This window comes from Streptomyces bauhiniae, assembly GCF_004784475.1.
Taxonomy (GTDB): Bacteria; Actinomycetota; Actinomycetes; order Streptomycetales; family Streptomycetaceae; genus Streptomyces; species Streptomyces seoulensis.
Genome location: NZ_SRRT01000006.1, coordinates 21,373 through 47,040 on the forward strand (window position 1 = coordinate 21,373; position 25,668 = coordinate 47,040).

20 protein-coding genes and 5 tRNA genes are annotated in these 25,668 nt (G+C 70.3%); 12 read left to right on the forward strand and 13 right to left on the reverse strand.

Going from position 1 to position 25,668, the window contains the following annotated elements:
• The first annotated feature begins 114 nt into the window (after window positions 1-114).
• On the forward strand, window positions 115-2,397 hold the full coding sequence (locus E5083_RS19835; RefSeq protein ID WP_135787078.1) for an N-acetylmuramoyl-L-alanine amidase: 2,283 nt from the start codon (window positions 115-117) through the stop codon (window positions 2,395-2,397).
• Window positions 2,398-2,440: 43 nt separating this feature from the next.
• Here the strand turns inward: E5083_RS19835 and E5083_RS19840 are convergent, their stop codons facing one another.
• A complete protein-coding gene (locus E5083_RS19840; protein WP_030817149.1) occupies window positions 2,441-2,779 on the reverse strand; it encodes a MerR family transcriptional regulator in 339 nt (112 codons plus the stop codon).
• Window positions 2,780-3,257: 478 nt separating this feature from the next.
• Between E5083_RS19840 and E5083_RS19845 the strand changes: the two genes are divergently transcribed.
• Window positions 3,258-3,617: a hypothetical protein gene (locus E5083_RS19845; protein ID WP_135787079.1), complete on the forward strand. Its 360-nt coding sequence runs from the start codon at window positions 3,258-3,260 to the stop codon at window positions 3,615-3,617.
• A gap of 96 nt (window positions 3,618-3,713) precedes the next feature.
• Here E5083_RS19845 and E5083_RS19850 read toward each other — a convergent pair whose 3' ends face one another.
• The 7 genes from E5083_RS19850 to E5083_RS19880 form a co-directional block, all read right to left on the reverse strand.
• Window positions 3,714-4,025: an SCO5918 family protein gene (locus E5083_RS19850; protein WP_135787080.1), complete on the reverse strand. Its 312-nt coding sequence runs from the start codon at window positions 4,023-4,025 to the stop codon at window positions 3,714-3,716.
• Window positions 4,026-4,088: 63 nt separating this feature from the next.
• The gene (locus E5083_RS19855; protein WP_135787081.1) at window positions 4,089-5,507 is read right to left on the reverse strand and encodes a DEAD/DEAH box helicase; all 1,419 of its coding nucleotides are present in this window, start codon (window positions 5,505-5,507) and stop codon (window positions 4,089-4,091) included.
• A 173-nt stretch (window positions 5,508-5,680) separates the two neighbouring features.
• Window positions 5,681-5,884 (reverse strand): cold-shock protein, encoded by a 204-nt coding sequence (locus tag E5083_RS19860; protein WP_019329653.1) that lies wholly within the window; start codon window positions 5,882-5,884, stop codon window positions 5,681-5,683.
• Window positions 5,885-6,239: 355 nt separating this feature from the next.
• A tRNA-Lys gene (locus E5083_RS19865) sits at window positions 6,240-6,312 on the reverse strand.
• Window positions 6,313-6,389: 77 nt separating this feature from the next.
• Complete coding sequence (locus E5083_RS19870; RefSeq protein ID WP_135787082.1) at window positions 6,390-7,877, reverse strand: amino acid permease; 1,488 nt, start codon at window positions 7,875-7,877, stop codon at window positions 6,390-6,392.
• Between the two features lie 130 nt (window positions 7,878-8,007).
• Window positions 8,008-10,143: a DEAD/DEAH box helicase gene (locus E5083_RS19875; RefSeq protein WP_167513587.1), complete on the reverse strand. Its 2,136-nt coding sequence runs from the start codon at window positions 10,141-10,143 to the stop codon at window positions 8,008-8,010.
• A gap of 226 nt (window positions 10,144-10,369) precedes the next feature.
• Entirely contained in the window at window positions 10,370-10,846 is a 477-nt protein-coding gene (locus E5083_RS19880; protein WP_244317585.1) for a hypothetical protein, read from the reverse strand.
• A 148-nt stretch (window positions 10,847-10,994) separates the two neighbouring features.
• Here E5083_RS19880 and E5083_RS19885 point away from each other — a divergent pair, with 148 nt between their 5' ends.
• The 8 genes from E5083_RS19885 to E5083_RS19920 all read left to right on the forward strand — a co-directional run bounded on the left by E5083_RS19885 (window position 10,995) and on the right by E5083_RS19920 (window position 18,120).
• On the forward strand, window positions 10,995-11,345 hold the full coding sequence (locus tag E5083_RS19885) for a metallopeptidase family protein (RefSeq protein WP_135787084.1): 351 nt from the start codon (window positions 10,995-10,997) through the stop codon (window positions 11,343-11,345).
• A gap of 42 nt (window positions 11,346-11,387) precedes the next feature.
• On the forward strand, window positions 11,388-12,857 hold the full coding sequence (locus E5083_RS19890) for a metallophosphoesterase family protein (RefSeq protein ID WP_135787085.1): 1,470 nt from the start codon (window positions 11,388-11,390) through the stop codon (window positions 12,855-12,857).
• 113 nt (window positions 12,858-12,970) lie between these two features.
• A tRNA-Glu gene (locus tag E5083_RS19895) sits at window positions 12,971-13,046 on the forward strand.
• A 217-nt stretch (window positions 13,047-13,263) separates the two neighbouring features.
• Window positions 13,264-13,338: transfer RNA gene (locus E5083_RS19900), tRNA-Asp, on the forward strand.
• Window positions 13,339-13,362: 24 nt separating this feature from the next.
• A tRNA-Phe gene (locus E5083_RS19905) sits at window positions 13,363-13,436 on the forward strand.
• 148 nt (window positions 13,437-13,584) lie between these two features.
• Window positions 13,585-13,926, forward strand: a complete 342-nt coding sequence (locus E5083_RS19910; protein WP_135787086.1) for a hypothetical protein — start codon at window positions 13,585-13,587, stop codon at window positions 13,924-13,926.
• A 79-nt stretch (window positions 13,927-14,005) separates the two neighbouring features.
• On the forward strand, window positions 14,006-17,950 hold the full coding sequence (gene hrpA / locus E5083_RS19915) for an ATP-dependent RNA helicase HrpA (RefSeq protein ID WP_135787087.1): 3,945 nt from the start codon (window positions 14,006-14,008) through the stop codon (window positions 17,948-17,950).
• Between the two features lie 95 nt (window positions 17,951-18,045).
• A tRNA-Asp gene (locus E5083_RS19920) sits at window positions 18,046-18,120 on the forward strand.
• A 562-nt stretch (window positions 18,121-18,682) separates the two neighbouring features.
• On the opposite strand, the gene bldC is transcribed toward E5083_RS19920, so the two are convergent.
• On the reverse strand, window positions 18,683-18,889 hold the full coding sequence (bldC, locus tag E5083_RS19925; protein WP_003949541.1) for a developmental transcriptional regulator BldC: 207 nt from the start codon (window positions 18,887-18,889) through the stop codon (window positions 18,683-18,685).
• A gap of 531 nt (window positions 18,890-19,420) precedes the next feature.
• A complete protein-coding gene (locus E5083_RS19930) occupies window positions 19,421-20,263 on the reverse strand; it encodes a DUF8083 family protein (protein WP_135787088.1) in 843 nt (280 codons plus the stop codon).
• A gap of 249 nt (window positions 20,264-20,512) precedes the next feature.
• Here E5083_RS19930 and E5083_RS19935 point away from each other — a divergent pair, with 249 nt between their 5' ends.
• Entirely contained in the window at window positions 20,513-21,607 is a 1,095-nt protein-coding gene (locus E5083_RS19935; protein WP_135787089.1) for a Leu/Phe/Val dehydrogenase, read from the forward strand.
• 345 nt (window positions 21,608-21,952) lie between these two features.
• Window positions 21,953-22,204, forward strand: coding sequence for a DUF3073 domain-containing protein (locus E5083_RS19940; protein WP_030816885.1), 252 nt, complete (start codon window positions 21,953-21,955; stop codon window positions 22,202-22,204).
• A 132-nt stretch (window positions 22,205-22,336) separates the two neighbouring features.
• On the opposite strand, the gene purM is transcribed toward E5083_RS19940, so the two are convergent.
• The 3 genes from purM to E5083_RS19955 all read right to left on the reverse strand — a co-directional run bounded on the left by purM (window position 22,337) and on the right by E5083_RS19955 (window position 25,632).
• Complete coding sequence (gene purM, locus E5083_RS19945; RefSeq protein WP_135787090.1) at window positions 22,337-23,407, reverse strand: phosphoribosylformylglycinamidine cyclo-ligase; 1,071 nt, start codon at window positions 23,405-23,407, stop codon at window positions 22,337-22,339.
• A 43-nt stretch (window positions 23,408-23,450) separates the two neighbouring features.
• A complete protein-coding gene (purF, locus tag E5083_RS19950) occupies window positions 23,451-24,980 on the reverse strand; it encodes an amidophosphoribosyltransferase (RefSeq protein WP_135787091.1) in 1,530 nt (509 codons plus the stop codon).
• Window positions 24,981-25,191: 211 nt separating this feature from the next.
• On the reverse strand, window positions 25,192-25,632 hold the full coding sequence (locus E5083_RS19955; RefSeq protein WP_244317586.1) for an META domain-containing protein: 441 nt from the start codon (window positions 25,630-25,632) through the stop codon (window positions 25,192-25,194).
• Between the last annotated feature and the right edge of the window lie 36 nt (window positions 25,633-25,668).

The window sequence follows — 25,668 nt, forward strand, 5'->3', positions numbered from 1 at the left end:
CTCATCAGTTACGGTCTCACCTTTGGTCACCTTCTTCACCGAATTCCCCTGGGGAGGGGGGAGTCGTGAAGGCTCCGGCGACCAGTCACCGTAGGGAAAGGCATCAGTACCGGTATGAGAGCACGTTGGTGGGGGACGGGCGCGGCTGTCGCGGCGGCCGTGTGCGGGACGTTGGTCGTGCAGGGGGTGAGCGGCGGGGACTCCGGGCACGCCGGGAAGGCCGCCGCCGCCCCGGTACGGGACGGGGTGCGGTCGGCCGCGCTGGCCGTCCGGGGGGACGGCACGGGTGCGACGCTCGCGCGACGGGACGCCAAGCCGTTCAGCATGATCGGGGTGAGCTGGGAGAAACCTTCCGCCAGGCTTGCCGGCAAGGTCGAGGTGCGGTCGCGGGCCGTGGGGTCCGGGAAGTGGTCGAACTGGCTGCTGCTGGACAGCGACCGGGGCGCGGGCGAGCAGAACGCCTCGCGCGGCGGCACCGAGCCCGCGTGGGTCGGGCTGTCGGACGGCGTCGAGGCGCGGATCGACGGCAGGGCCACCGCGAAGCTGCCCGCCGGGCTCCGGCTCGACATGATCACGGCGGGCGGGAAGAGCACCGGGGGTGACGCCGAGCCCGCGGCCTACGTCGCGGACGGGCCGGACGACACCGGGGAGCCCGTGGCTACCGAGACACCTGAACCCACCGACGTCCCCACCACCGAGCCCGCGCCACCGGAGGAGACCACCGCCGAGCCGTCGGCCGGTGAGTCCTCGCCGGAGCAGTCGACGGAACCGCCTGTCGAGTCGCCCTCGGAGTCGGAGAGCGAGTCGGCCCCGCCCTCCGCCTCGCCCTCCCCCTCCCCCTCCCCCTCCACGTCCGTCCCGACCGCGCCGCGCTCCACGGTTCCCCGGCCACCGATCACCCCTCGCTCGGGGTGGAAGGCCGACGAATCCATCAGCCCCGAGGCGCCGACGTACATCGACGGAAAGATCAAGGCGGTGGTGGTCCACCACACCGCCTCGACCAACGACTACTCCTGCGCCGAGGCGCCGTCGATCATCAACGCGGTCTACACGTACGACGTGACCGGCCTCGGCTGGAAGGACCTCGGCTACAACTTCGTCGTCGACAAGTGCGGGACGATCTACGAGGGCCGCAAGGGCGGGGTCGACCTCCCGGTGGTGGGCGCACACGCGTACGGCTTCAACTCGCAGACGACCGGCATCGCGGTCCTCGGCACGTACGTCGACTCCCCGCCCCCGATGGCCGCGATGGCCTCGGTGGCGCGCCTGGCCGCGTGGAAGCTGGGCCAGTACGGGGTGCAGCCGGACGCGACGGTCACCCTCACCACCGCGCTCAGCGGGCAGAACCTCGCGGGCCGGACCTGGGAGCCGGGCGAGGAGATGACCCTCCCCGCGATCCACGGCCACCGCGACGGGTACAACACGGTGTGCCCCGGTGACGCCTTCTACGCCGCGCTCGGCACCGTCCGCACATTGGCCGCGGGCCCCGTCACGGGCCTCACCCTCGGCACGGTCACCGGTACGGGGACGGTCGGCACGACCCCGTACACCAACGGCCCGCTCACGGTGAGCTGGTCCACGACCACCCCGGCCTCGCTGATCTCGTCGTTCCAGGTCCTGGTCGACGGCAAGGCGGCGGCGACGGTCGCCGGTTCGGCCAGCTCCGCCAAGCTGACGCTCGCGGCGGGGACGCACAAGGTGCAGGTCAAGGCGGTGCACCAGTCGGGCCGTACGGCGACCAGCGCGACGCGGACGGTCGTCGCCGACACCACCGCGCCCACCTTCACCACCAAGCCGAACCTCTCGCTGCGGACCGGCACGGTCAACACCACCGCCGTCCCGCTCACCCTCGGCTGGAAGGCCGCGGACAACGTCTCCCTGAAGGAGACCCGCCTCACCGCGCCGCTCGCCAGGACCTACGGCCCGACGGTCACCAGCGCGGCCCAGACCGCCAAGTCCGGCGCGGCGACGGCCTGGTCGCTGCGGGCGTACGACACCCCCGGCAACTCCGCGAGCGCCTCCGTCTCGGGCACCCCGGTGATCCTCCAGGAGACCTCGGCGACCAAGTCCGGCGCCTGGACCACCAAGTCCTCCACTAGCTACCTGGGCGGCAGGTCCCTGAGCAGCAGCGCCAAGAACGCCTCGCTGACCTGGACCTTCACGGGTCGCTCGGTCGCGTGGGTGGTCTCCCGCGCGTCGGCCTCCGGGCAGGCGGACATCTACGTCGACGGCACCAAGGTCACCACCGCCGACCTGAAGTCCTCCACCACGGCCTACCGCAGCGCCCTGTGGACCAAGACCTGGTCCACGAGCGCCAAGCACACCCTGAAGATCGTGGTCCGTGCCACGTCAGGCCGCCCGGCCGTCACCACGGACGGAATCGTGTACCTGAAGTAGCCCGCCGCCTGAGGGCCCGCCGGAGCCGGCGGGCCCGCTCACTTCAGGCGTCGGCAGACGGGCCGAGCGAGGCGCCGGCACGGCGGTACTCGGCGTTGATCCGCTGGGCTTCCTCGAGCTGGTCCTCGAGGATGATGATCCGGCACGCGGCCTCGATCGGCGTGCCCTGGTCCACGAGTTCACGCGCGCGCGCCGCGATCCGCAGTTGATAGCGGGAGTAGCGGCGGTGTCCACCCCCGGAGCGCAGGGGTGTGATCAGTCGTGCTTCGCCGAGGGCACGGAGGAAGCCGGGCGTGGTACCGATCAGTTCGGCGGCCCGGCCCATCGTGTAGGCGGGGTAATCGTCGTCGTCAAGACGGCCCAGCGACTCGTCTGCTGTCATCTCACCTCTCTGTGGAACGCGTGGAGGGGCCTTGGTGCCGTACAGCACCAAGGCCCCGAAGGAACTGCAACCATCTGCCGACCCTAATACCGCGTCGGCCTTCTGTGTCCGCACAGCCGCCCGATACGCCGACGGGGGTGCGGGGATCGCGGATGCGTGACCGGAGACCACCTGCCTATCGATGTCCTGCGGTACCCGGACTCATGTCCTGCCGGTCCGGGCGATCCTGATGGCGCTCGACTCCTCCGTTCTTCCCTCTGAACCGATCGCTTGTCATACCTGTGCTGCTGCCCGGCAGTTCGTGTCTGCCGGGCCTTGATCGATCTCGGCTACGAGAGAAACCGTAACCAAGCACATCGCGAATGTCTACTGTGGCCGGGATAGATTTTCGCGTGTCCGATGGAGAGGTATTCGCCTCCGGTGGTCTCTGTGACGGTCCGTGCCGCCCCGCCGGGGCCGCCGCATAGAATCCGACGTCATGCCGAAGCCTGACGAGCTGATCGTTGACATCGCCGCCCTCGTGGAGTCCGGGCAGAGCAATCAGATGTCCCTCACCGTGGTCACCAGTGGTGCTGTCATCACCGGTCGACTGGCTCCCGAAGCCATGTGGCGGCGCAGGGTGTCCGAAGTACTGCGGGATTCCACCCATCTGGGCGAGTTCTGCGCCGTCTTCGACGCCCCCGCCACCCAGGACGGGACCCCCACACACCTTCACTTCCACGTCGCCCGCATCCTCCAGGGCACCGTGGGCATCCCGATGACGGGCGGGATGTACCGCGTCGCGATCGAGGATGTCACCGCCTGGACGATGGGTGACTTCAGCTACTCCGACAACTGACCCACCGACCCGCCCCCGCGCCGGGAACGGCACGGAACGCCCAGAGGGCCCGACCGGCGTGTGCCGGTCGGGCCCTCTGTGCTCTGTACCGCGTGGTCAGCCGGTCAGGGAGGTGCCGAGCATCGCGGACGCCCGCTCCAGCGGGGTCTCCCCGGCGGGCGCGGGGACGGCCTCGGGAGCCGTACGGCAGGTGAAGCCGAGCCGGGTCATGGCCCGCAGCACCTCACCGGCGCTGAAATCGCGGCGGTCCTGACGGGTGACGACCTCGCCGACCTGCTTGGCCGGGTAGTGGCGGCGGCCGATGATCACCGACTCGGCGGTGACCGGCTCGGGCTTGACGCCCTTCATCGATTCCAGCACGCCGTTCTTGGTCAGCTCGAACGGGAAACGTGCGATGACACAGCGCATGATGCCTCACAGGGAGAAGGGAAGACGGGGCGGACCTCGGGGACGTGGTGCACCACCAGGGTCCTATGCCGCCGTACCGTCGGTCGACTGCCGTCCGGGTGCGCGGCGGGCCGCCGGGACCGGGCGGCGCCGGCCGCGGGCGGGGGCCCTGCGCTTCTTGGGGCGCTCGGCCACCGGCGCGGTGATGACGACCGGGATGCCGGAGGGCGCCTGAGCACCGGTGATGCGGTGCAGGGCCTGCTCGCCGACGCGGACCGGGGTGGTGTGCGGGACGATGCCGGCCGCCGCCATGAGGCGGGTCATGCCCCGGCGCTGGCTCGGGGTCACCAGGGTGACGACACTGCCGGACTCGCCCGCACGGGCGGTCCTGCCACCGCGGTGCAGGTAGTCCTTGTGGTCGGTCGGCGGATCGACGTTGACGACGAGGTCGAGGTTGTCGACGTGGATGCCGCGCGCCGCGACATTGGTCGCCACCAGCACGTTGACGTGGCCCGTCTTGAACTGCGCCAGCGTCCGGGTGCGCTGCGGCTGCGACTTCCCGCCGTGCAGGGCCGCGGCCCGTACCCCGCTGTTCAGCAGGTGCTCGGTGAGGCGGTCGACGGCGTGCTTGGTGTCGAGAAACATGATCACCCGGCCGTCGCGGGCGGCGATCTGGGTGGTGGCCGCGTGCTTGTCGGCGCCGTGGACGTGCAGCACGTGGTGCTCCATCGTCGTGACCGCGCCGGCCGAGGGGTCGACGGAGTGCACCACGGGGTCACTGAGGTAGCGGCGCACCAGCAGGTCGACGTTGCGGTCCAGGGTCGCGGAGAACAGCATGCGCTGGCCCTCCGGGCATACCTGGTCGAGCAGGGCCGTGACCTGGGGCATGAACCCCATGTCGGCCATCTGGTCGGCCTCGTCGAGGACGGTCACCGAGACCTGGTCCAGCCGGCATTCGCCCCGGTCGATGAGGTCCTTGAGGCGTCCCGGAGTGGCGACGACGACCTCGGCGCCCCCGCGCAGCGCGCTCGCCTGCCGCCCGATCGACATGCCGCCCACGACCGTGGCCAGCCGCAGCCGCACCGCGCGGGCGTACGGCGCGAGCGCGTCGGTGACCTGCTGCGCCAGCTCACGCGTGGGTACGAGGACCAGCCCCAGCGGCTGCCGGGCCTCGGCCCGCCGCCCGGCCGTACGGGCCAGCAGCGCGAGCCCGAAGGCGAGGGTCTTGCCGGAGCCGGTGCGGCCCCGGCCCAACACGTCCCGGCCCGCGAGGGAGTTCGGCAGGGTCGCGGCCTGGATCGGGAACGGCACGGTCACGCCCTGCGCGCCGAGCGCGGCCAGCAGTTCCGCCGGCATGTCGAGATCGGCGAATTCCGCCACGGCGGGAAGCGCGGGAGTCGTCGTCCTGGGAAGCGCGAACTCCCCCTGGACCGCGGGGGTACGGCGGCGCGGGCCGCCATTACCGGTACGGGTAAAGCGGTCGTTCGTGCGTGTGCGGTTCATACGGAACCTTCCTTGATGCGGCACATCTCAAGGAATTCCCGCAGCATTGCGCCGCACGGGTAATTGCAAGAATGAGCCGGTGGAGCGCAGCGGACAAACGCTGCGGAAAATGCGAGTAGCCGGGACCCGCACCCCGAAGGATGCGGGCCCCGGCTACGAAGTACGCGTGAGCGTCAGGCGACGACGATGTTCTCGGCCGTCGGGCCCTTCTGGCCCTGGGCGATGTCGAAGGACACCTTCTGGCCTTCGAGCAGCTCACGGAAGCCCTGGGCGGCGATGTTGGAGTAGTGGGCGAAGACGTCGGCGCCGCCGCCGTCCTGCTCGATGAAGCCGAAGCCCTTTTCCGCGTTGAACCACTTCACGGTGCCAGTAGCCATGTCAATTCTCCTTCGGGGCAGTGCATCGCGGTACGCACTGTACGAACCGCGTGTCGCCGCGATGATTACCCCACCCGGAAAAGACCGGAAATACAACTTCGGGAACCACAACTGCAACTGAGATCGACAGTAGCACGCCACAGCGGCCGACGCCGGGTGAAGAATCCCACCTCTGCTATTGCGGTAAATAATCTGTCGGCGCGTCCCATTGAAAACTCAGTCCGCCGGAACAGCTATTGCTGCGCACCGGGCGGCCCTCCCCAACCGGGGCGCCGGACGGGCGACCCCCAGCCCGGTACCGGACAAAACGGACGCGCCCCCGGCTCAACGGATCGTCGAGCCGGGGGCGTTCGCGTAGGCCCTGTGGGACTCGAACCCACAACCAATGGATTAAAAGTCCACTGCTCTGCCAATTGAGCTAAGGGCCCGGGGCGGTGTTGCCTGTCCGAGCATAGCTGGCGGTGGCCGTGTCTCCGATCGGGTATCGGGGACACGGCCGCGTCGGTCAGTCGCGGAGGAACCAGTGGCGGGCGGAGGCGAGCCACCAGGTGGCGGCGAAGCCGAGGACGACGAGGACGGCGACCGGGGCGTAGTTGAAGGTCTCCCAGGTGACCGGCGAGACCTGGGGGAGCATGAAGAGCACCGTGATCAGGACGACCCAGGCGACCGAGACCACGCCGATCGGCAGCGACCAGCGGCCCAGGTGCCACGGCCCCCGCTGGAACTCCGCGCCCTTGCGGACCCGCAGCAGCGTCGGGATGACGTAGGCGATGTAGAGCCCGATCACCGCGATGGACGTCACGGCCGCGTACGCCGTGGAGTTGATGAGGTACGGCAGGCCGAGCACGAGCGCGCCCAGGGCGGCCAGCCAGACCGCCGCGACCGGGGTCCGGGTGCGCGGGCTGACCGTGTGCCAGACGCGGGAGAAGGGCAGCGCGCCGTCCCGCGAGAAGGCGTAGATCATGCGGCTGTTGGCCGTCACCGAGGCCATCCCGCAGAAGAGCTGGGCGCCGATCACCACCAGCAGGAGCAGCTTGCCGGTGGTGGCGCCGAGCGCGTCCAGGAGGATCTGCGCCGGGGGCGCTCCCGTGGGCGACTGCAGCGCGCCGTCGTAGGACTGGATGGCGAAGGTGAAGCCGAGCAGCAGGACGAAGCCCGCGATCCAGGAGGTCCAGATGGAGCGGACGATGCCCTTCGGGCCGGCGGTCGCCGCGTCGTGGGTCTCCTCGGTCATGTGGGCGGAGGCGTCGTAGCCGGTGAAGGTGTACTGCGCCATGAGGAGACCGAGCAGGACGACGTAGAAGCCGCTGCCCCAGCCCGTCTCGTTGACGAAGTGGGTGAAGACGAAGGACGCCGACTGGTGGTGGTCGGGCAGGAAGGCGAGCGCGCCGACGATGACCACGACACCGCCCACGTGCCACCACACGCTCACGCTGTTCAGCAGGGCGACGATCCGCACCCCGAAGGTGTTCAGCAGGCCGTGCAGCAGCAGGATCGCCGCGAAGAGCAGGACCGTACGGCCGGGCGACACCCGGAAGCCGAACTGGAGGTTCAGCCAGGCCCCGAGGAAGGACGCCGCGCCGAAGTCGATGCCCGCCGTCACCGCCACCTGGCCGAGCACGTTGAACCACCCGGTGAACCACGCCCAGGCCGCCGCCGAGCGCGGGGGCGCGAGCCGGTGCGCCCAGAAGTACAGGCCGGCCGAGGTCGGGTAGGCGGAACAGATCTCGGCCATCGACAGGCCGACGAACAGCGTCATCAGGCCGACGGCCACCCAGCCCCAGGTGATCACGGCGGGGCCGCCGGTCACCATGCCGAACAGATACAGCGTGAGGCAGCCGGACAGCACCGAGATGATCGTGAAGGAGACGGCGTAGTTGGAGAACGCCGACATCCGGCGGGCCAGGACCTGGGTGTAGCCGAGCTGGGCGAGCCGTTCCTCGTCGGACAGGCCCCCGCCGGACTCCCCGCTGACTTTCGTGTCGTCTGTCATGCCCCCAGCAATTCCCTGGGCGCAGACGTGACATGCGCCACTCGATGGCCGGAAACCACCGCGACACCACCGGGAAACCCGAAGGGCCCGTACGGAGATCCGTACGGGCCCTTCGTCAGCTCACTGAGGGTCAGCCGTTGCGCTTCCAGCGGGGCTTGTCGTCACGACGGCCGAAGGAGGAGGAGCCGCCGGTGCCGCGGTGCTCGTCACGGCGGCCGTAGGGGCGCTCGTGGCCGCCGGAGCGGAAGCCCGGACGGTCGTCGCGGCGCTCACGGTTGAACGGACGGTCGCTGCCCCGGTGACCGCCACGGTCGTCGCGGCGGAAGCCGCCACGGTCGTCACGGCGCTCGAAGGAACGGCCACCGCGGTCGTCACGGCGCTCGAAACCCCGGTCGCCCCGGTCCTGGTTGAACGGACGACGCTCGTCACGGCGCTCGCCGCCCCGGTCGTCACGACGCTCGAAGGAACGGCCGCCACGGTCGTCACGACGCTCGAAGCCACGGCCACCGCGGTCATCGCGGCGCTCGAAACCCCGCTCGCCCCGGTCCTGGTTGAAGGAACGGCGCTCGCCACCGCGGTCGTCGCGGCGGAAGCCGCCACGGTCGTCACGGCGCTCGAAGGAACGGCCACCACGGTCGTCACGACGCTCGAAGCCACGGCCACCACGGTCGTCACGGCGCTCGCCACGGTCGCCGAAGGAACGGCGGCCCGCCGGGCGCTCGTCGCGCTCGGGCTCACGGGCGGCCGGACGCTCCGCCTCGGCGGTCGCGTCGGCCACGGCCTGCTCGGCGGTCGCCTGCGCCTCGGCCACGGCGGCCTCCGGGTCCTCGCCGCGCTCGCGGGCGACCCGCGCCACCAGGCGGTCGGCCTCCTCGCGCAGCTCACCGGCGCGGCGCTGGGCCCGCTCCAGCTCCTTGACCAGACCGGCGACCTCGCGCTCGGCCTGCTGCGCGGCGTTGCCCGCGGACTCGGCCTGCACCTCGGTCATGGACCGGGCGCCGGTGATCTCGGCGACCTCGGGCTCGAAGGCGCCGGCCCCCTGGATGATGTGGCGCGCGGCGTCGACGCCCGCGTCCTCCATCAGCCGGAAGATCTGGCGGCGCTGGTGCGGCAGGGACAGCGAGACGACCGTGCCGGAGCGGCCCGCGCGGGCGGTACGGCCGGAGCGGTGCAGGTAGTCCTTGTGGTCGCCCGCCGGGTCGACGTTGAGGACCAGGTCGATGCCGTCGACGTGGATGCCGCGCGCGGCGACGTCGGTGGCGACGAGCGCGTTGACGTAGCCGTCCTTGAAGTCGGCCAGCGTCCGGGTACGGGCGCCCTGGGTCATGCCGCCGTGCAGCGCGTCGGCCTTCACACCGGACTCGCGGAGCTGCTCGGCGATGCGGTCGGCACCGAGCTGGGTGCGCACGAAGATGATCGTGCGGCCCTTGCGGGAGGCGATCGCGGCGGTGACCGGCGCCTTGTCCTTGGGCTTCACGATGAGGATGTGGTGCGACATCGTCGTGACATTGCCCTGGGCGCTGTCGACCTCGTGCGTGACCGGGTCGTTCAGGTAGCGCTTGACCAGCGTGGAGATCTCGTTCTCCATCGTGGCCGAGAACAGCATGCGCTGGCCGCCGGCCGGGACCTGGTCGAGCAGCTCGGTGACCTCGGGCAGGAAGCCCAGGTCGGACATCTGGTCGGCCTCGTCGAGGACCGCGATCTGCACGTCCTCCAGCGAGCAGGCGCCGCGGTTGATGATGTCGCGCAGGCGGCCCGGAGTGGCGACGAGGACGTCGACGCCGCGCTCGAGGGCGTAGATCTGGTTGCCCATCGAGGTGCCGCCGCAGACGACCTTCATCTTCAGACCGAGCACGTCGCCGTAGGGCTGGAGGGCGTCGGCGACCTGCATCGCCAGCTCGCGGGTCGGCGTCAGGATGACGGCGCGCGGACGCTTCTTCTCGGTGCGGCCGCCGGCCAGCGTGGCCAGGGTGGGCAGACCGAAGGAGAGGGTCTTGCCGGAGCCGGTGCGGCCACGGCCGAGGATGTCCTTGCCGGCCAGGGCGTCCGGGATGGTCGCGGCCTGGATCGGGAAGGGGGTGGTGACACCGTTCTGGGCGAGCTTGCGCACGATGCCCTCGGGGAGACCGAGGTCGGCGAAGGTCAGCTCGGGGGTGGTGTCGGTGGTGTCGTCGGCCTCGACGACAGCGGTGACCTCGTTCATCCCGTCGACGGGGGTCTCCCCGTCCTCGGGCGCGACGAACTGGTCAGTACTGGAAACGGACATGCGAATGCGAAACCTTCCGGAGTCTCTCGGCACGCGCCCGTCAACTCCGTGATTCGCACAACACAACCGCCTCAATGCGGTCCGTCACGGCAAAGGAGAGTACGCGCCACACGGCGCGCTCTGCGATGGCGCCGGGCAAATGGGATCAAACGATCTACCACCATACGCACCCCCCACCCCTGAAGGCAAACCGGCTTGTCAACCCCCTACTTCGACCCCCTCCGGCTCACTGCGGAGCGGGGTCCTCGTGGGCCGAGGACGACGGCTCGGCCGACGGCGGCTCGGTGTCCGGCGGCGGCGGGGTCGACGCGGGCGGCTCCGGCGGCGCGGAGGTCACCGGGGGCGGCGTCGGCTCCCCCGTCGGCACCGGCTCACCGGGCCGCACCGTCTGCCCCGGCTTGGACGGCGCCGCCGAACCCTTCTCGCCGGGCTCCCGTTCGTCCGCCGAGGCGGAGGCCGACTCCCCGTGCTTCTTCTTCTTGCCGCCGTGCCCGTGCTTGCCGTCCCCCTCGCCCTCGTCGTCCGCCTCGACCCCGCCCCCACCGGACACCGGCCCGCCCCCGGAGTCCGCGCCCTCCCGCTGGGCGGCGGAGTGCGGGGTGCGGCGGGGGCCCGCGTCGTCACCGACGTGCACACAGCCGGAGGCGGCGGCCGCGGCCAGCACCGCGACGACCAGACGGACGGGTACGTACAAGCGGCGCACGACGGCCACCTCCGACAGCGGGGAATCCAGAACGCCCTGCCCAACTCCCGCCGCCCGCGCAAGGACACGCCACCGCGTCGGCCGGCCGAAGCACGGCGGACCGCGCGTACACCCCCCGCGCCGGGCGCGCTTGGCCGACAATGGCCCTGTGCTGGAGATGACACGCGACAGGTTCGAAGAGCTGGTGAGCGAGGCCCTGGACCAGATCCCGCCGGAACTGACGCGGGTCATGGACAACGTGGCCGTCTTCGTGGAGGACGAACCCTCCGCCGACGACCCCGAACTGCTCGGCCTGTACGAGGGCACCCCGCTCACCGAGCGCGGCGAGTGGTACGCCGGGGTCCTCCCGGACCGCATCAGCATCTACATGGGCCCCACCCTGCGGTACTGCGAAACCGCCGAGGAGGTCGTCCACGAGGTGGCCGTCACCGTGGTCCACGAGGTCGCCCACCACTTCGGCATCGAGGACGCCCGGCTGCACGAACTGGGCTGGGGCTGACCACCCCGCATGTCCGGGCGTTCGTACGGGCATACGGCACCAATGCCCAAAGTCCCCGCCGCTTGCGTCTCGGACCCGTCCCCCGACCGGAAGTGGTGGCGGCTACGGCGCCGGACGGGCGGCCGCCGGTGGCTGCGGGCGTTCGGCCTGATGGGTGTCGTGCTCTTCGGGGCCTGGCTGGGCCTGCTGATCGTCGGCAACGTCCGGACCACGGTCGGCCCGATGGACACCACCATGGCCCTGCGGCCCTCGCTCAGCGGCGGCACCAAGGTCAACGTCTCCCCGCTCGGCGCGCTGACCCTGGACAGCCATGTCGCGCCGGTCCGGCTGGACGTCGACGTGGACCAGCTCGACCCTGGCCGTGCTCAGGCGCTGGTCGACCACCCCGAGCGGCTGTCCGGGCTCCAGGACGAGGTGGCCCGTGACGTCGAGCGCGGCACGCTCGATCTCGCGCTGCGCTCCTGCGTGGCCGTCGTCACCGGCGCGACCGCGCTCGGCCTCGTCGTCTACCGCCGCCCGCGCCCCGCGCTCGCGGCCGGCGGTCTCGCGCTCGCGCTGCTCGCGGCCTCCGGGGTGTCGGCATGGGCCACCTGGAATCCGAAGTCGGTGCTGGAGCCGAAGTTCTCCGGCCTGCTCTCCTCGGCGCCCTCCGTGGTGGGCAACGCCCGCAGCATCGTCAGCGACTTCGACGTCTACCAGCAGGAACTGGCCCGCCTGGTGACCAACGTGACCAAGCTGTACGACGTCGCCTCCACGCTCCCCGCCTACCAGCCCGACCCGTCCACGATCCGGGTGCTGCACGTCTCCGACATCCACCTCAACCCGGCCGCGTGGAAGATCATCGGCTCGCTGGTGGACCAGTACAAGGTGGACGTGATCGTCGACTCCGGCGACACCATGGACCACGGCACCTCGGCGGAGAACGGCTTCCTCGACCCGGTGAAGGACCTGGGCGTGCCGTACGTCTGGGTCCGGGGCAACCACGACTCGCGGGCCACCCAGCGCTATCTGGAGGGCATCAAGAACGCGCACGTGCTGGACGAGGGCGAGGCCGAGACGATCGCCGGGGTGCGCTTCGCGGGCACCGGCGACCCCCAGTTCACCCCCGACCGCTCCCAGGCGACCGGTGGGGACGCGGCGGAGCGGCTCGCGGGCGCCCGGCTCGCCTCGGCGCTGCGGGACCAGAAGGCCAAGGGCACCCCGGTGGACATCGCGGTGGCGCACGAACCGGTGGCCGCCGCCGAGACCGACGGCACGGTGCCGCTGGTGCTCTGCGGGCATCTGCACACCCAGGGCACCAAGGTCCTCCCGCTGGGCACCCGGCTGCGCCGCGAGGGCTCGACCGGGGGCAGCGGACTGCGCGCGGTGGAGGGCCAGTACCCGGCGCCGATCGAGGCGTCGGTGCTCTATCTGGACCGGGACACCCGCCGGCTCCAGGCATGGGACGCGATCAAGCTGGGCGGGCTCGGGCGGACCACGGCCGAGGTCAGCCGGCATCTGGTGCAGCGCTGACTCCCCGGCCCGGCGCCCTCACCACGGCGAAGGGTTTTGCCCATACCGCTCGCGATCCCCTATGCTGCACACGTCCCCGACGCGCCGCGATGCGGCGCCCAGGCGGGCCGATAGCCCTCATCGTCTAGCGGCCTAGGACGCCGCCCTTTCAAGGCGGTAGCACGGGTTCGAATCCCGTTGGGGGCACCACAGCGGACTTGTCATGAAGGCCCGCCCTGATCCAGGGCGGGCCTTCGTGTTTCCGCACGTCCGGGCCCTGCCCGCCCCCGAAAAGCGCGGTACGGAGCACCGCCCCTGCTCTGATACGCTTCTCCAGCGACGTCAGCCCAGCAGATGCGCACCTCACCCCGGTGGGAAACGCGTTGGGAAGGCCCGCAACCTTGTGCGACACTGTCGTACAGCGCCTGGTCCTGTGGAGCAGTTTGGAGTGCTCGCCACCCTGTCAAGGTGGAGGCCGCGGGTTCAAATCCCGTCAGGACCGCTGAGGTTTCACGTGAAACCTCGTGGCTGGGTAGCTCAGTTGGTACGAGCGATCGCCTGAAAAGCGATAGGTCGCCGGTTCGACCCCGGCCCCAGCCACAACCGCCCGATCCGGGCCGAACCCCCTCCAGTCTCTGGAGGGGGTTCTTGCGTTTCCGGGCCCCTGCGAGCGCGGTTGCAGGTGGATGGGGCAGGACTAGGCTGAAAAAGCATCCATTCGTGGGGAAATCACCCAAGGGGGCGTTCCATGCCCGCCACGAACAGAAAACGGACGGCTGCCCTGTGTTCGGTCTTCATGGCCGCCGGTGTCGTCCTCGCTCCGATCGGCTTCCAGCAGACAGCCTCGGCGGCGCCCGCTCCGTCTCACGTCAGTACGACGGCCAAGGCGCCCACCTCGCAAGGCGACTACCAGCGCGGCTTCCGGGACGGGTTCAAGTCCGGGTACCGCGACGGCCGTCACTGCCATCACCACGACGGCGGTCATCACGACGGCAAGGGCATGTCGCTGAAGGACCCGAAGCGCGACTATCAGCAGGGATTCAAGAACGGCTACAAGTCGGGCTTCCGGCTCGGCCAGAACTCCTGCTGACCCCCGGCCACCTGCACGGCGGCCCCCCGCGTCAATTCATTCGCGCGGGATTTCCCCGAGGTGAGATCCTGGATCGCGTATGTCTACGCATCCCGCCCCCGCCTTGGGGTCTCTCGCCTCCCGTCTGACCGAGCTGTCGCTGCGTGACGCGCACCGACTCGGGCGCAGGCTCGAAGGCGCACGCAAGATCCGTAAGCCGGAGGCGCGTGCCGCCGTGCTGGCCGAGCTGGAGGGCGAGGTCGACAAGGCCGCCTCCCGGATGGCCGAACGGCGCTCCCGTGTGCCCTCGGTCAGCTATCCCGAGCAGCTTCCGGTCAGCCAGAAGAAGGACGAGATCGCGGCCGCCATCCGCGATCATCAGGTCGTCATCGTGGCCGGCGAGACCGGCTCCGGGAAGACCACGCAGATCCCCAAGATCTGCGTGGAGCTGGGCCGGGGCCTGCGCGGGATGATCGGGCACACCCAGCCCCGCCGGATCGCCGCCCGCACGGTCGCGGAGCGCGTCGCCGACGAGCTGCACACCCCGCTCGGCGAGACCGTCGGCTGGAAGGTCCGCTTCACCGACCAGGTGAACCCGGACGCCACCTTCATCAAGCTGATGACCGACGGCATCCTGCTCGCGGAGATCCAGAACGACCGCGAGCTGCGCGCCTACGACACGATCATCATCGACGAGGCCCACGAGCGGTCCCTCAACATCGACTTCCTGCTGGGCTATCTCGCCCAGTTGCTGCCGAAGCGGCCGGACCTGAAGGTCGTCATCACCTCGGCGACCATCGACCCGGAGCGGTTCTCCCGGCACTTCGGGGACGCCCCGATCATCGAGGTCAGCGGGCGGACGTATCCCGTGGAGGTGCGCTACCGGCCGCTGCTGGAGGAGGACTCCTCCGACGCCGACCGGGACCAGATCACCGCGATCACCGACGCCGTCGAGGAACTGATGGCCGAGGGCCCCGGTGACATCCTCGTCTTCCTCTCCGGCGAGCGGGAGATCCGGGACACCGCGGACGCGCTGGAGAAGAAGAAGTACCGCTCGACCGAGGTGCTGCCGCTGTACGCGCGGCTCTCGCACGCCGAGCAGCACCGGGTCTTCCAGCAGCACACCGGGCGCCGGATCGTGCTGGCGACCAACGTCGCCGAGACCTCGCTGACCGTGCCCGGCATCAAGTACGTGATCGACCCCGGCTTCGCCCGGATCAGCCGCTACAGCCACCGCACCAAGGTCCAGCGGCTGCCCATCGAGCCGGTGTCGCAGGCCAGCGCCAACCAGCGCAAGGGCCGCTGCGGCCGTACCTCCGACGGCATCTGCGTCCGGCTGTACTCCGAGGACGACTTCCTCGCGCGGCCGGAGTTCACCGACGCCGAGATCCTGCGCACCAACCTCGCCTCCGTCATCCTGCAGATGACCGCGGCCGGCCTCGGTGACATCGAGAAGTTCCCCTTCATCGACCCGCCGGACCACCGCAACATCCGCGACGGCGTCCAGTTGCTCCAGGAGCTGCACGCCTTCGATCCGGCGCAGAAGGACCCGCGCAAGCGGATCACCGACACCGGCCGCAAGCTGGCCCAGTTGCCGGTCGACCCGCGCCTGGCGCGGATGGTGCTGGAGGCCGCGAAGAACGGCTGTGTCCGCGAGGTCATGGTCATCGCCGCCGCCCTGTCGATCCAGGACCCGCGCGAGCGCCCGGCCGACAAGCAGACCCAGGCCGACCAGCAGCACGCCCGCTTCCGCGACGAGACCAGCGACTTCCTGGCCTACCTCAACCTGTGGCGGTATCTGCGCGAGCAGCAGAAGGAGCGCGGCTCCTCCTCGTTCCGCCGGATGTGCAAGCAGGAGTACCTGAACTTCCTGCGCGTGCGGGAGTGGCAGGACATCTACCTCCAGCTCCGCACGGTCGCCAAGCAGATGGACATCCATCTCAACGAGGACGACGCCCCCGCCGACCGCGTCCATGTCTCGCTGCTGGCGGGCCTGCTGTCCCACGTCGGGATGAAGGACGTGAAGGACGGCAACAAGAACGAGTACCTGGGCGCCCGCAACGCCAAGTTCGCGGTGTTCCCCGGCTCCTCGCTGTTCAAGAAGCAGCCCAAGTTCCTGATGTCCGCCGAGCTGGTGGAGACCTCCCGGCTCTGGGCCCGCGTCAACGCCAAGATCGAGCCGGAGTGGGTCGAGCCGCTCGCCGGCCACCTGCTGAAGCGCACGTACAGCGAACCGCACTGGGAGAAGGACCAGGCGGCCGTGATGGCGTACGAGAAGGTGACGCTGTACGGCGTGCCGATCGTCGCCCAGCGCAAGGTGAACTACGGGCGGATCGACCCGGAGATCTCCCGCGAGCTGTTCATCCGCAATGCCCTGGTCGAGGGCGACTGGCGCACCCACCACAAGTTCTTCGCCGACAACCGCAAGCTGCTCAGCGAGGTCGAGGAGCTGGAGCACCGGGCGCGGCGCCGGGACATCGTCGTGGACGACGAGACGCTGTTCGACTTCTACGACCAGCGGGTGCCCGAACACGTCGTCTCCGGCGCCCACTTCGACTCCTGGTGGAAGCGGAAGCGGCACGAGCAGCCCGAATTCCTGGACTTCGAGCGGGCGATGCTCATCCGGGAGTCGGCGGAGGCGGTCACCAAGGCCGACTATCCCGACAGTTGGCGCCAGGGCGAACTGAAGTTCCGGGTGACCTACCAGTTCGAGCCGGGCGCGGACGCGGACGGTGTGACCGTGCACATCCCGCTCCAGGTGCTCAACCAGGTCACCGACGAGGGCTTCGACTGGCAGATCCCGGGTCTGCGCGAGGACGTGGTCACCGAGCTGATCCGCTCGCTGCCCAAGCCGATCCGCCGCAACTACGTCCCGGCGCCGAACTACGCGAAAAAGTTCCTGGAGCGGGCGGTCCCGCTCCAGGAGCCGCTGGCGACGACCATGGCGCGCGAGCTGAAGCGCATGGTGGGCGTGCCCTTCGACGCCGAGGACTTCGACTGGGCGAAGGTGCCGGACCATCTGAAGGTCACTTTCCGGATCGTGGACGAGCGGCGCCGCAAGCTGGCCGAGGACAAGGACCTGGAGGCGCTCAAGCTCAAGCTGCGCCCCAAGGCCCGCCAGGCGATCTCGCAGGCGGCCGCCGCCACCGCGTCCCGGCAGGGCGGACCCTCGCTGGAGCGCTCGGGCCTGACCGACTGGTCGATCGGCACGCTCAGCCGGGTCTTCGAGACCCGTCGGGCCGGCCAGCCGGTGAAGGCGTACCCGGCGCTGGTGGACGACGGCGACACCGTCTCGGTCCGCCTCTTCGACACCGAGGAGGAGCAGGCCGAGGCGATGTGGAAGGGCGTGCGCCGGCTGATCCTGCGCAACATCCCGGTGAATCCGGCGAAGTTCGCGTCGGACAAGCTGACCAACGCGCAGAAGCTCGCGCTGTCCGCCAATCCGCACGGCTCGGTGCAGGCGCTGTTCGACGACTGTGCCATGGCGGCGGCCGACAAGCTGATCGCGGACTTCGGCGGCCCGGTGTGGGACGAGGAGTCGTACCGGAAGCTCTACGACAAGGTGCGGGCCGACATCGTGGACACCACCGTGCGTGCGGTGGGCCAGGTGCAGCAGGTGCTGGCCGCCTGGCAGGCGTGCGAACGGCGCCTGAAGGCCGTCTCCAGCCCCGCGCTGCTGGCCAACCTCACCGACGTACGGCAGCAGTTGGACGCGCTGGTGAAGCCCGGCTTCGTGACCTGGGCGGGGATCGCGCGGCTGCCGGACCTGATGCGCTACCTGGTGGCCGCCGACCGGCGTCTGCAGCAGATGCCGGGCAACGTGCAGCGGGACACCACCCGGATGCAGAAGGTCCACGAGATGCGGGACGAGTACGCCTGGCTGCTGGAGCAGCTCCCCCAGGGCCGGCCGGTGCCCCGGCAGGTGCTGGACATCCGCTGGATGCTGGAGGAGCTGCGGGTCAGCTACTTCGCCCACGCCCTGGGCACCGCGTACGCCATCTCCGACAAGCGGATCGTGAAGGCGATCGACGCGGCCGTACCGTAATCGCGCGGTCGCACCGGGTGAGTTCGACCCGGGCCCCCGGACTCCTGTACAGTCCTTCTCGCAGCGCAACGCAGAAGTGAAGCGCCGCACCAGATGGTCCTGTGGAGCAGTTTGGAGTGCTCGCCACCCTGTCAAGGTGGAGGCCGCGGGTTCAAATCCCGTCAGGACCGCAGTAACGAGAAGGGCCCCCGGATTTCCGGGGGCCCTTCCGCCGTTCCGGGACACGCGCAGGTGCGCACCCACCTGGACACCTGGGGGACGCCCCAACACCCGTTCCCCCAGGGGACGATGGGACGGGAGGGCGCCAATAGCGCACCCGTGCACGGGACAACAAGCATCTCGGCGTGTGACGGGAGTCACGGCATGAGTTTTTGAAACCCAGGTTTTTACTGCTGCCCTACAACAGGTCAATTTAATATGTGCAATTGCACTCTCCCCGAGGGCGCCCCACGGCGCTTCCGGAGCAGGTACGGGGGCCTTCCCACAGCGCTCCCCAGACTCCGACAAGGCCGCTCACGCAGGGGCCCTGGGGCGCCCGTGAGCGCACAAAAAAGATCGCGCTGGACCCGGCGGAGTCCAGCGCGACCTATGACGCTCTCGGTGCCACGTGCGTCCGGAGTTCGTCCGGCGTGGGCGTGGGGCCTGTTGGGGCAGGCCCGCGTCGTTGTGTAGCCAGTGTTCGGGCGCCTCGGCCGGTTGGGGGGCCGGTCGTTTTGCCCGGTTGTTCAGTTGTTATGCCTCGCTGCGCTGCTGCGGGATGCCCGCGAGCAGGGCGCGGACCTCCGCCTCGCGGTAGCGCCGATGCCCGCCGAGCGTGCGGATCGACGTGAGCTTGCCGGCCTTCGCCCACCGCGTGACCGTCTTGGGGTCGACACGGAACATGGTGGCGACCTCAGCCGGGGTCAGCAGCGGCTCGGCATCAGGGGTGCGAGCGGTCATGAGCGGCCTCCTCGGGAGAACCGAACCTTCTCGGTTCTTTCCTCTAAATTCTGCACCTTGACCCGCGTTGCCCGAAATGGCGGACGCGAGTCGAGTCGGTTATAGGACGAACGGCTTGTCCTCGGCACTACAACTACACCATCTGTCCAGCCGCGTCGGCCAAACCGATGGAATTGCCCTCCCAGGTGTTCATCCACGACGGAAGCCGATGGACCATGCCATAGCGGACAGTCACGCCGACGTGACGATCAGTCACATGGCGCTCGGGAGTCACAAGACCCCCCAAAGCTAGCAATGCGGAGAATCCGCCCATAGTGGAGCACAGATGGGCAGACAGAGTCCTCCCCGGACTCCTTGTCCTATTTTGGCACGAGGAGTGGCAAGAGACGCAAGGGCCGTGTAAGTGCCGTCCATCACCCAATGAGGCAAAAGCCCGGTTCGAGGCCAACGCCCCGTCAAACGGTCCAAGTTCCGTAGACCGTACGCTGTTCGAGCCTATTTCGACCGTGACGTGCGTCACTCCGGGCGGGCTCAGTTCGCCGAGCGCAGGTCCCGGATCGACCGCCAGCGGGTGGCGAGACGGGTGTAGGCGCGGGTCGCGGCGCTCTCGTCGCCCCGGCGCAGCGCGTCGATGCCGGCGGCCACGTCCGCCGCCGAGTGGTCGTCCTCCAGCGTCCCGCCCGGCACCGCGTGCACCAGGCCGCCGTAGTCCAGCTCCACCACCGAGCGCGGGTGGAACTCCTCCAGCCAGCGGCCCACGTCCAGCACGCCGTCGATCAGCGGGCTCTCCTGCACGGTGTCCCTCAGCGTGCGCAGCGCCCGCGCGACCCGGCGCCGGGCCTGCACCATCGGGGTGCGGTAGCGCAGCAGGGCCGGGGTCTCGCCGTCGCGCGGCTCGAAGCGGCGCTCCTCGTCGGCGACCACCACGAACCAGTTCAGCGGGATCTGCCAGGTCGCCCCGCGAATCCAGGGGCGGGCCTCGGGATTGCGCTCCAGCCAGCGCTCGTAGTCCTGGGCCGCCTGGTCGCGCACCAGGGGCGGCAGCACCGCGTCCAGCACCGGGGTGGGCAGCTCCTCGCCGAGGCTCGCCAGCGCCTGCCAGCCGCGCAGCCGGGTGCGCCAGGGGCAGACGCAGACCACGCCGTCCCGCTCCAGCACGAACGCGTCGGCGCTCTCGTGCACCGGCACCGCGACGGGCGGGGTGGGCAGCAGGTCGGCCAGCGAGCGGCGCAGCTCGTCCTGGTAGGTGGGGCGGTCGGCGCGGCGGGCGTAGCGGGCCCAGTGATCGCGCTCCGGCTCCGGGAAGGCGGCCAGCGGCTCGTACACGCGCAGGTAGGCGGCGTAGGGGACGACCACCGAGGACACCTTGGCCACGCCTGCTCCCTCTCCCCGTCGGGGTCACCTCGAAACCACTGCAAATCGTGCCACGCCGGCGCCGGGCCGTCGCACCTGCGGGTGATCCTCCCCGGAGGCCGGTCGCGGGCCGGGCGCAGGCTCTACCCTCAGCCGTGCGGCCCAACCGCCGCGTGGCAGCACCCCGCCGCCTCCCCCGCCACCAAAAGTGTGGGGGAACCCCCAGGGGCTTCGGCCCCGCCCGCCGCTTCTTCCACAGGAGTCACCACAGTGACCGAGGTAACCGGCGTCACCGCAGATGTCCTGCACACCCTGTTCCACTCGGACCAGGGCGGCCATGAGCAGGTCGTGCTCTGCCAGGACCGCGCCACCGGCCTGAAGGCCGTCATCGCCATCCACTCCACCGCCCTGGGCCCCGCGCTCGGCGGCACCCGCTTCCACCCGTACCCGAACGAGGCGGCGGCCGTGGCCGACGCGCTCCAGCTCGCACGCGGGATGTCGTACAAGAACGCCATGGCCGGGCTCGACCACGGAGGCGGCAAGGCCGTGATCATCGGTGACCCCGCGCGGGACCGCACGGAGGAGCTGCTGCTCGCCTACGGCCGCATGGTCGCCTCGCTCGGCGGCCGCTACGTCACCGCGTGCGACGTCGGCACCTATGTCGCCGACATGGACGTGGTGGCCCGCGAGTGCCGCTGGACCACCGGCCGCTCCCCCGAGCAGGGCGGCGCCGGCGACTCCTCGGTGCTCACCGCGTTCGGCGTCTACCAGGGCATGCGCGCCTCCGCCCAGCACCTGTGGGGCGACCCCTCGCTGCGGGACCGGGTGGTCGGTATCGCGGGCGTGGGCAAGGTCGGGCGGCATCTGGTCGGGCATCTGCTCGCGGAGGGCGCCCGGGTCGTGGTGACTGACGTGCGCGCCGAGGCCGTGGACGCGATCGTCGCGGCCCACCCCGCCGTGCGCCGGGTCGCGGACACCGAGGCGCTGATCCGGCTCGAGGGGCTCGACATCTACGCCCCCTGCGCGCTCGGCGGGGCGCTGGACGACCACACGGTGCCAGTGCTGACCGCGTCCGTGGTGTGCGGCGCGGCCAACAACCAGCTCGCGCATCCCGGTGTGGAGAAAGACCTCCAGGACCGGGGCATCCTCTACGCGCCGGACTACGTGGTGAACGCGGGCGGGGTCATCCAGGTCGCCGACGAGCTGCACGGCTTCGACTTCGAGCGGTGCCGGGCGAAGGCCGCGAAGATCTTCGACACCACGCTGGCGATCTTCGCACGTGCGAAGGCGGACGGGGTTCCGCCGGCCGCCGCGGCCGACCGGATCGCCGAGCAGCGGATGGCCGACGCGCGCGCCGCGCGCTGACCGACACGCCGGGGGAACGCGAACCCGGCGATCTTGTGTCATCCGCATCCGGGTGAACACCCGTTGCCCCCGGCGGTACCCGCCGGGGGCAACTTGGAGAGAACTGTCACTTCCGTCGGCGGGTCGTACCCCGATAAGTGGTTAAAATCGGCATTGACCAGCGAGGACAGGGCTCCTCGTGGGTCCTGTGCACACGCGCGTGCTGCGGGCGACGTACCGTATGGGCGCGGGCTCAGGTACCGTGGAAGCCCTACGGACCGGCCTCTCTGCGGGGAGTCCGTTTCGGATCATGAACGCGTGTCAGACTCTGGGGCCGTTGAGCCCCGTCACCGAGGGGGTCGAGCCATGGGGCGCGGCCGGGCCAAGGCCAAGCAGACGAAGGTCGCCCGCCAGCTGAAGTACAACAGCGGTGGGACTGATCTGTCGCGTCTGGCCAGTGAACTGGGCGCATCAACTTCGAACCAGCCGCCGAACAGCGAGCCGTTCGAGGACGATGAGGACGACGAGGAAGACCTCTACTCCCGTTACGCCGACCTCTATGAGGACGACGACGAGGACGAGGACGACGGTCCCTCACAGCACCGTCGCGGCGCTTGACCTTGCACTGAGCATGAACAGCGGAAGACCGGTCGGTGGCACTGCCACCGACCGGCTTCTGTGCTGTCCGGGAACCGGCCGGCGGCCGCGGCCCCGAGAGACCGCTCAAGCCGCTCAGGCCGCCCGCTCCGCCTAGACCGCGTAGTCGCCGACGAGCCCGGCCGCGCTCTCCTGCTCGCCGCGCTCGGTGATCGTGCCGGCCACCCAGGCTTCGACACCCCGGTCGGCCAGCGTGGTCAGCGCCGCCTCGGCGGACTCCGCCGGGACGACGGCCATCATGCCGACGCCCATGTTCAGCGTCTTCTCCAGCTCCAGCCGGGCCACGTCACCGCTGCGGCCGACCAGGTCGAAGACCGGGCCCGGCGTCCAGGTGGAGCGGTCCACGGTGGCGTACAGCCCGTCCGGGATCACCCGCGCCAGGTTGGCCGCGAGGCCGCCGCCGGTGATGTGCGAGAAGGCGTGCACCTCGGTGGTGCGGGTCAGCGCCAGGCAGTCCAGCGAGTAGATCTTCGTAGGCTCCAGCAGCTCCTCGCCGAGCGTCCGGCCCAGCTCCGCGACCTCGCTCTCCAGCGCCAGCCCGGCCCGCTCCAGCAGGACGTGGCGGACCAGGGAGTACCCGTTGGAGTGAAGCCCGGAGGACGCCATGGCGATCACCACGTCACCGGAGCGGATGCGGTCGGGGCCCAGCAGCCGGTCGGCCTCCACCACACCGGTGCCGGCGCCGGCCACGTCGAAGTCGTCCGGGCCGAGCAGTCCGGGGTGCTCGGCGGTCTCGCCGCCCACCAGGGCGCACCCGGCGAGCACACAGCCCTCCGCGATGCCCTTGACGATCGCGGCGACCCGCTCGGGGTGGACCTTGCCGACACAGATGTAGTCGGTCATGAACAGCGGCTCGGCGCCGCACACCACGATGTCGTCCATGACCATGGCGACCAGGTCGTGCCCGATGGTGTCGTACACGCCGAGGCGGCGCGCGATGTCGACCTTGGTGCCGACCCCGTCCGTGGCGGAGGCCAGCAGCGGGCGCTCGTAGCGCTTGAGAGCCGAGGCGTCGAAGAGACCGGCGAAGCCGCCGATGCCGCCGAGGACCTCGGGGCGGCGGGTCTTCCTCACCCACTCCTTCATCAGCTCGACGGCGCGGTCGCCCGCCTCGATGTCGACGCCCGCGCTCGCGTAGCTGGCACCCGTGGTCTCAGAGGACATGAGTTGAGAGAACTTTCCTGTCGTACGGCAAGGACGGCGCGGCTCAGGGACGCCGGATGGCGTCGGCCGCGGCGGTGGTGGCGGGCCCGGCCGCCAGCTCGGTCTCCAGCAACTGCTTGCCGAGCAGCTCGGGATCGGGCAGGTCCATCGGGTACTCACCGTCGAAGCAGGCGCGGCACAGGTCCGGCTTGGCGATGGTGGTGGCCTCGATCATGCCGTCGATGGAGATGTACGCGAGCGAGTCGGCGCCCAGGCTGGTGCCGATCTCCTCGATCGTCATGCCGTTGGCGATCAGCTCGGCGCGGGTGGCGAAGTCGATGCCGAAGAAGCAGGGCCACTTCACCGGGGGCGAGGAGATCCGGATGTGGACCTCGGCGGCGCCCGCCTCGCGCAGCATGCGGACCAGGGCCCGCTGGGTGTTGCCGCGCACGATGGAGTCGTCCACGACGACCAGGCGCTTGCCCTTGATGACTTCCTTGAGCGGGTTCAGCTTCAGCCGGATGCCGAGCTGGCGGATCGTCTGCGAGGGCTGGATGAAGGTCCGGCCGACGTAGGCGTTCTTCACCAGGCCGTTGCCGAAGGGGATGCCGGACGCCTCGGCGTACCCGATCGCGGCCGGGGTGCCGGACTCCGGCGTCGCTATGACCAGGTCGGCCTCGGCGGGCGCCTCCTTGGCCAGCCGGCGGCCCATCTCGACGCGGGACAGATACACGTTCCGGCCGGCGATGTCGGTGTCCGGGCGGGCCAGGTACACGTACTCGAAGACACAGCCCTTGGGCTTCGCTTCCGCGAACCGGGAGGTGCGCAGACCGTTCTCGTCGATGGCGATGAACTCGCCCGGCTCGATCTCCCGGACGTAGGACGCGCCGCAGATGTCGAGCGCGGCGGACTCGGAGGCGACCACCCAGCCGCGCTCCAGGCGGCCGAGGACCAGCGGGCGGATGCCCTGCGGGTCACGGGCGGCGTAGAGGGTGTGCTCGTCCATGAAGACGAGGCTGAAGGCGCCCTTGACCTTGGGGAGCACCGCGTGGGCGCCCTCCTCGATGGTCAGCGGCTTGCCGTCCTCGTCGACCTGCGCGGCGAGCAGTGCCGTCAGCAGGTCGGTGTCGTTGGTGGCCGCGACCCGGGTGGAGCGGCCGTTGGTGTCCTTGGGCAGGTCGGCGACCATCTCCGCGAGCTGCGCGGTGTTGACCAGGTTGCCGTTGTGGCCGAGCGCGATCGAACCGTGCGCGGTGGCGCGGAACGTCGGCTGGGCGTTCTCCCACACGGAGGCTCCGGTGGTCGAGTAGCGGGCGTGACCGACCGCGATATGACCCTGGAGCGAACCGAGCGAGGTTTCGTCGAAGACCTGGGAGACCAGGCCCATGTCCTTGAAGACGAGGATCTGGGAGCCATTGCTGACCGCGATTCCCGCGGATTCCTGACCCCGGTGCTGGAGGGCGTAGAGCCCGAAGTACGTGAGCTTTGCGACCTCTTCACCCGGCGCCCAGACACCGAAGACGCCGCAAGCGTCCTGGGGGCCTTTTTCGCCGGGAAGCAGATCGTGATTGAGTCGACCGTCACCACGTGGCACGTTCCCGAGTGTAGGCGAGGCCGACCGCTGGGCCGAATCAGGGATATGTGGCCCCCGCCGAACCCGGACTCGCGATCACTTTGGTTGATTCTGCGTTTCCGCAGGTCAGAGCGGTGACCGCGCGCCGGGTCAGGGGCGGCCGGGGCTCAGGTGAGCGCTCCCGGGGCCCTGGGGAGCCGTCCTGAGTGAGTTGTCGCACATCATTCGCACATCATTCGGACGCGCTCGGCGTGAGCTGGACACGTCCGCCCTTGCCCGTGGTGAGGGTGAGCGCCCCGTCGTCGGTACGGGCGGTCAGGGCACCGGAGTTGAGGGCGCGGGTCAGCGCGCGTTCGAAGGTCATCCGGGGTTCGTCGCAGGCCATCCGGGTCGTGCGCAGGGTGCCGAAGTCGATCCGGCCGCCGTCGATGGTGGTGGGCGCGGAGAAGGTGTTGCACCCGAGGTTGCCGGTCGCGCGGCCCTCGTCGTCGATGCGGATGCGGGCGGCCTTGGGGGCGCGGTGCGTGGTGTCGCCCTCGGTGACGCTGTCCACCCGCCAGTCGGTGCCGGTGAGCTTCGGCGGCGGGGCCACCGAGCCGCTGCCGGTGTCGGCGGTGTCGTTCCCACAGGCCACCGCGAGCGGTACGAGCGCGGCGGCCACGGTCAGTGTCATGCGCTGCGTGTGCCGGTCCATGCCGGTTCGACGTGC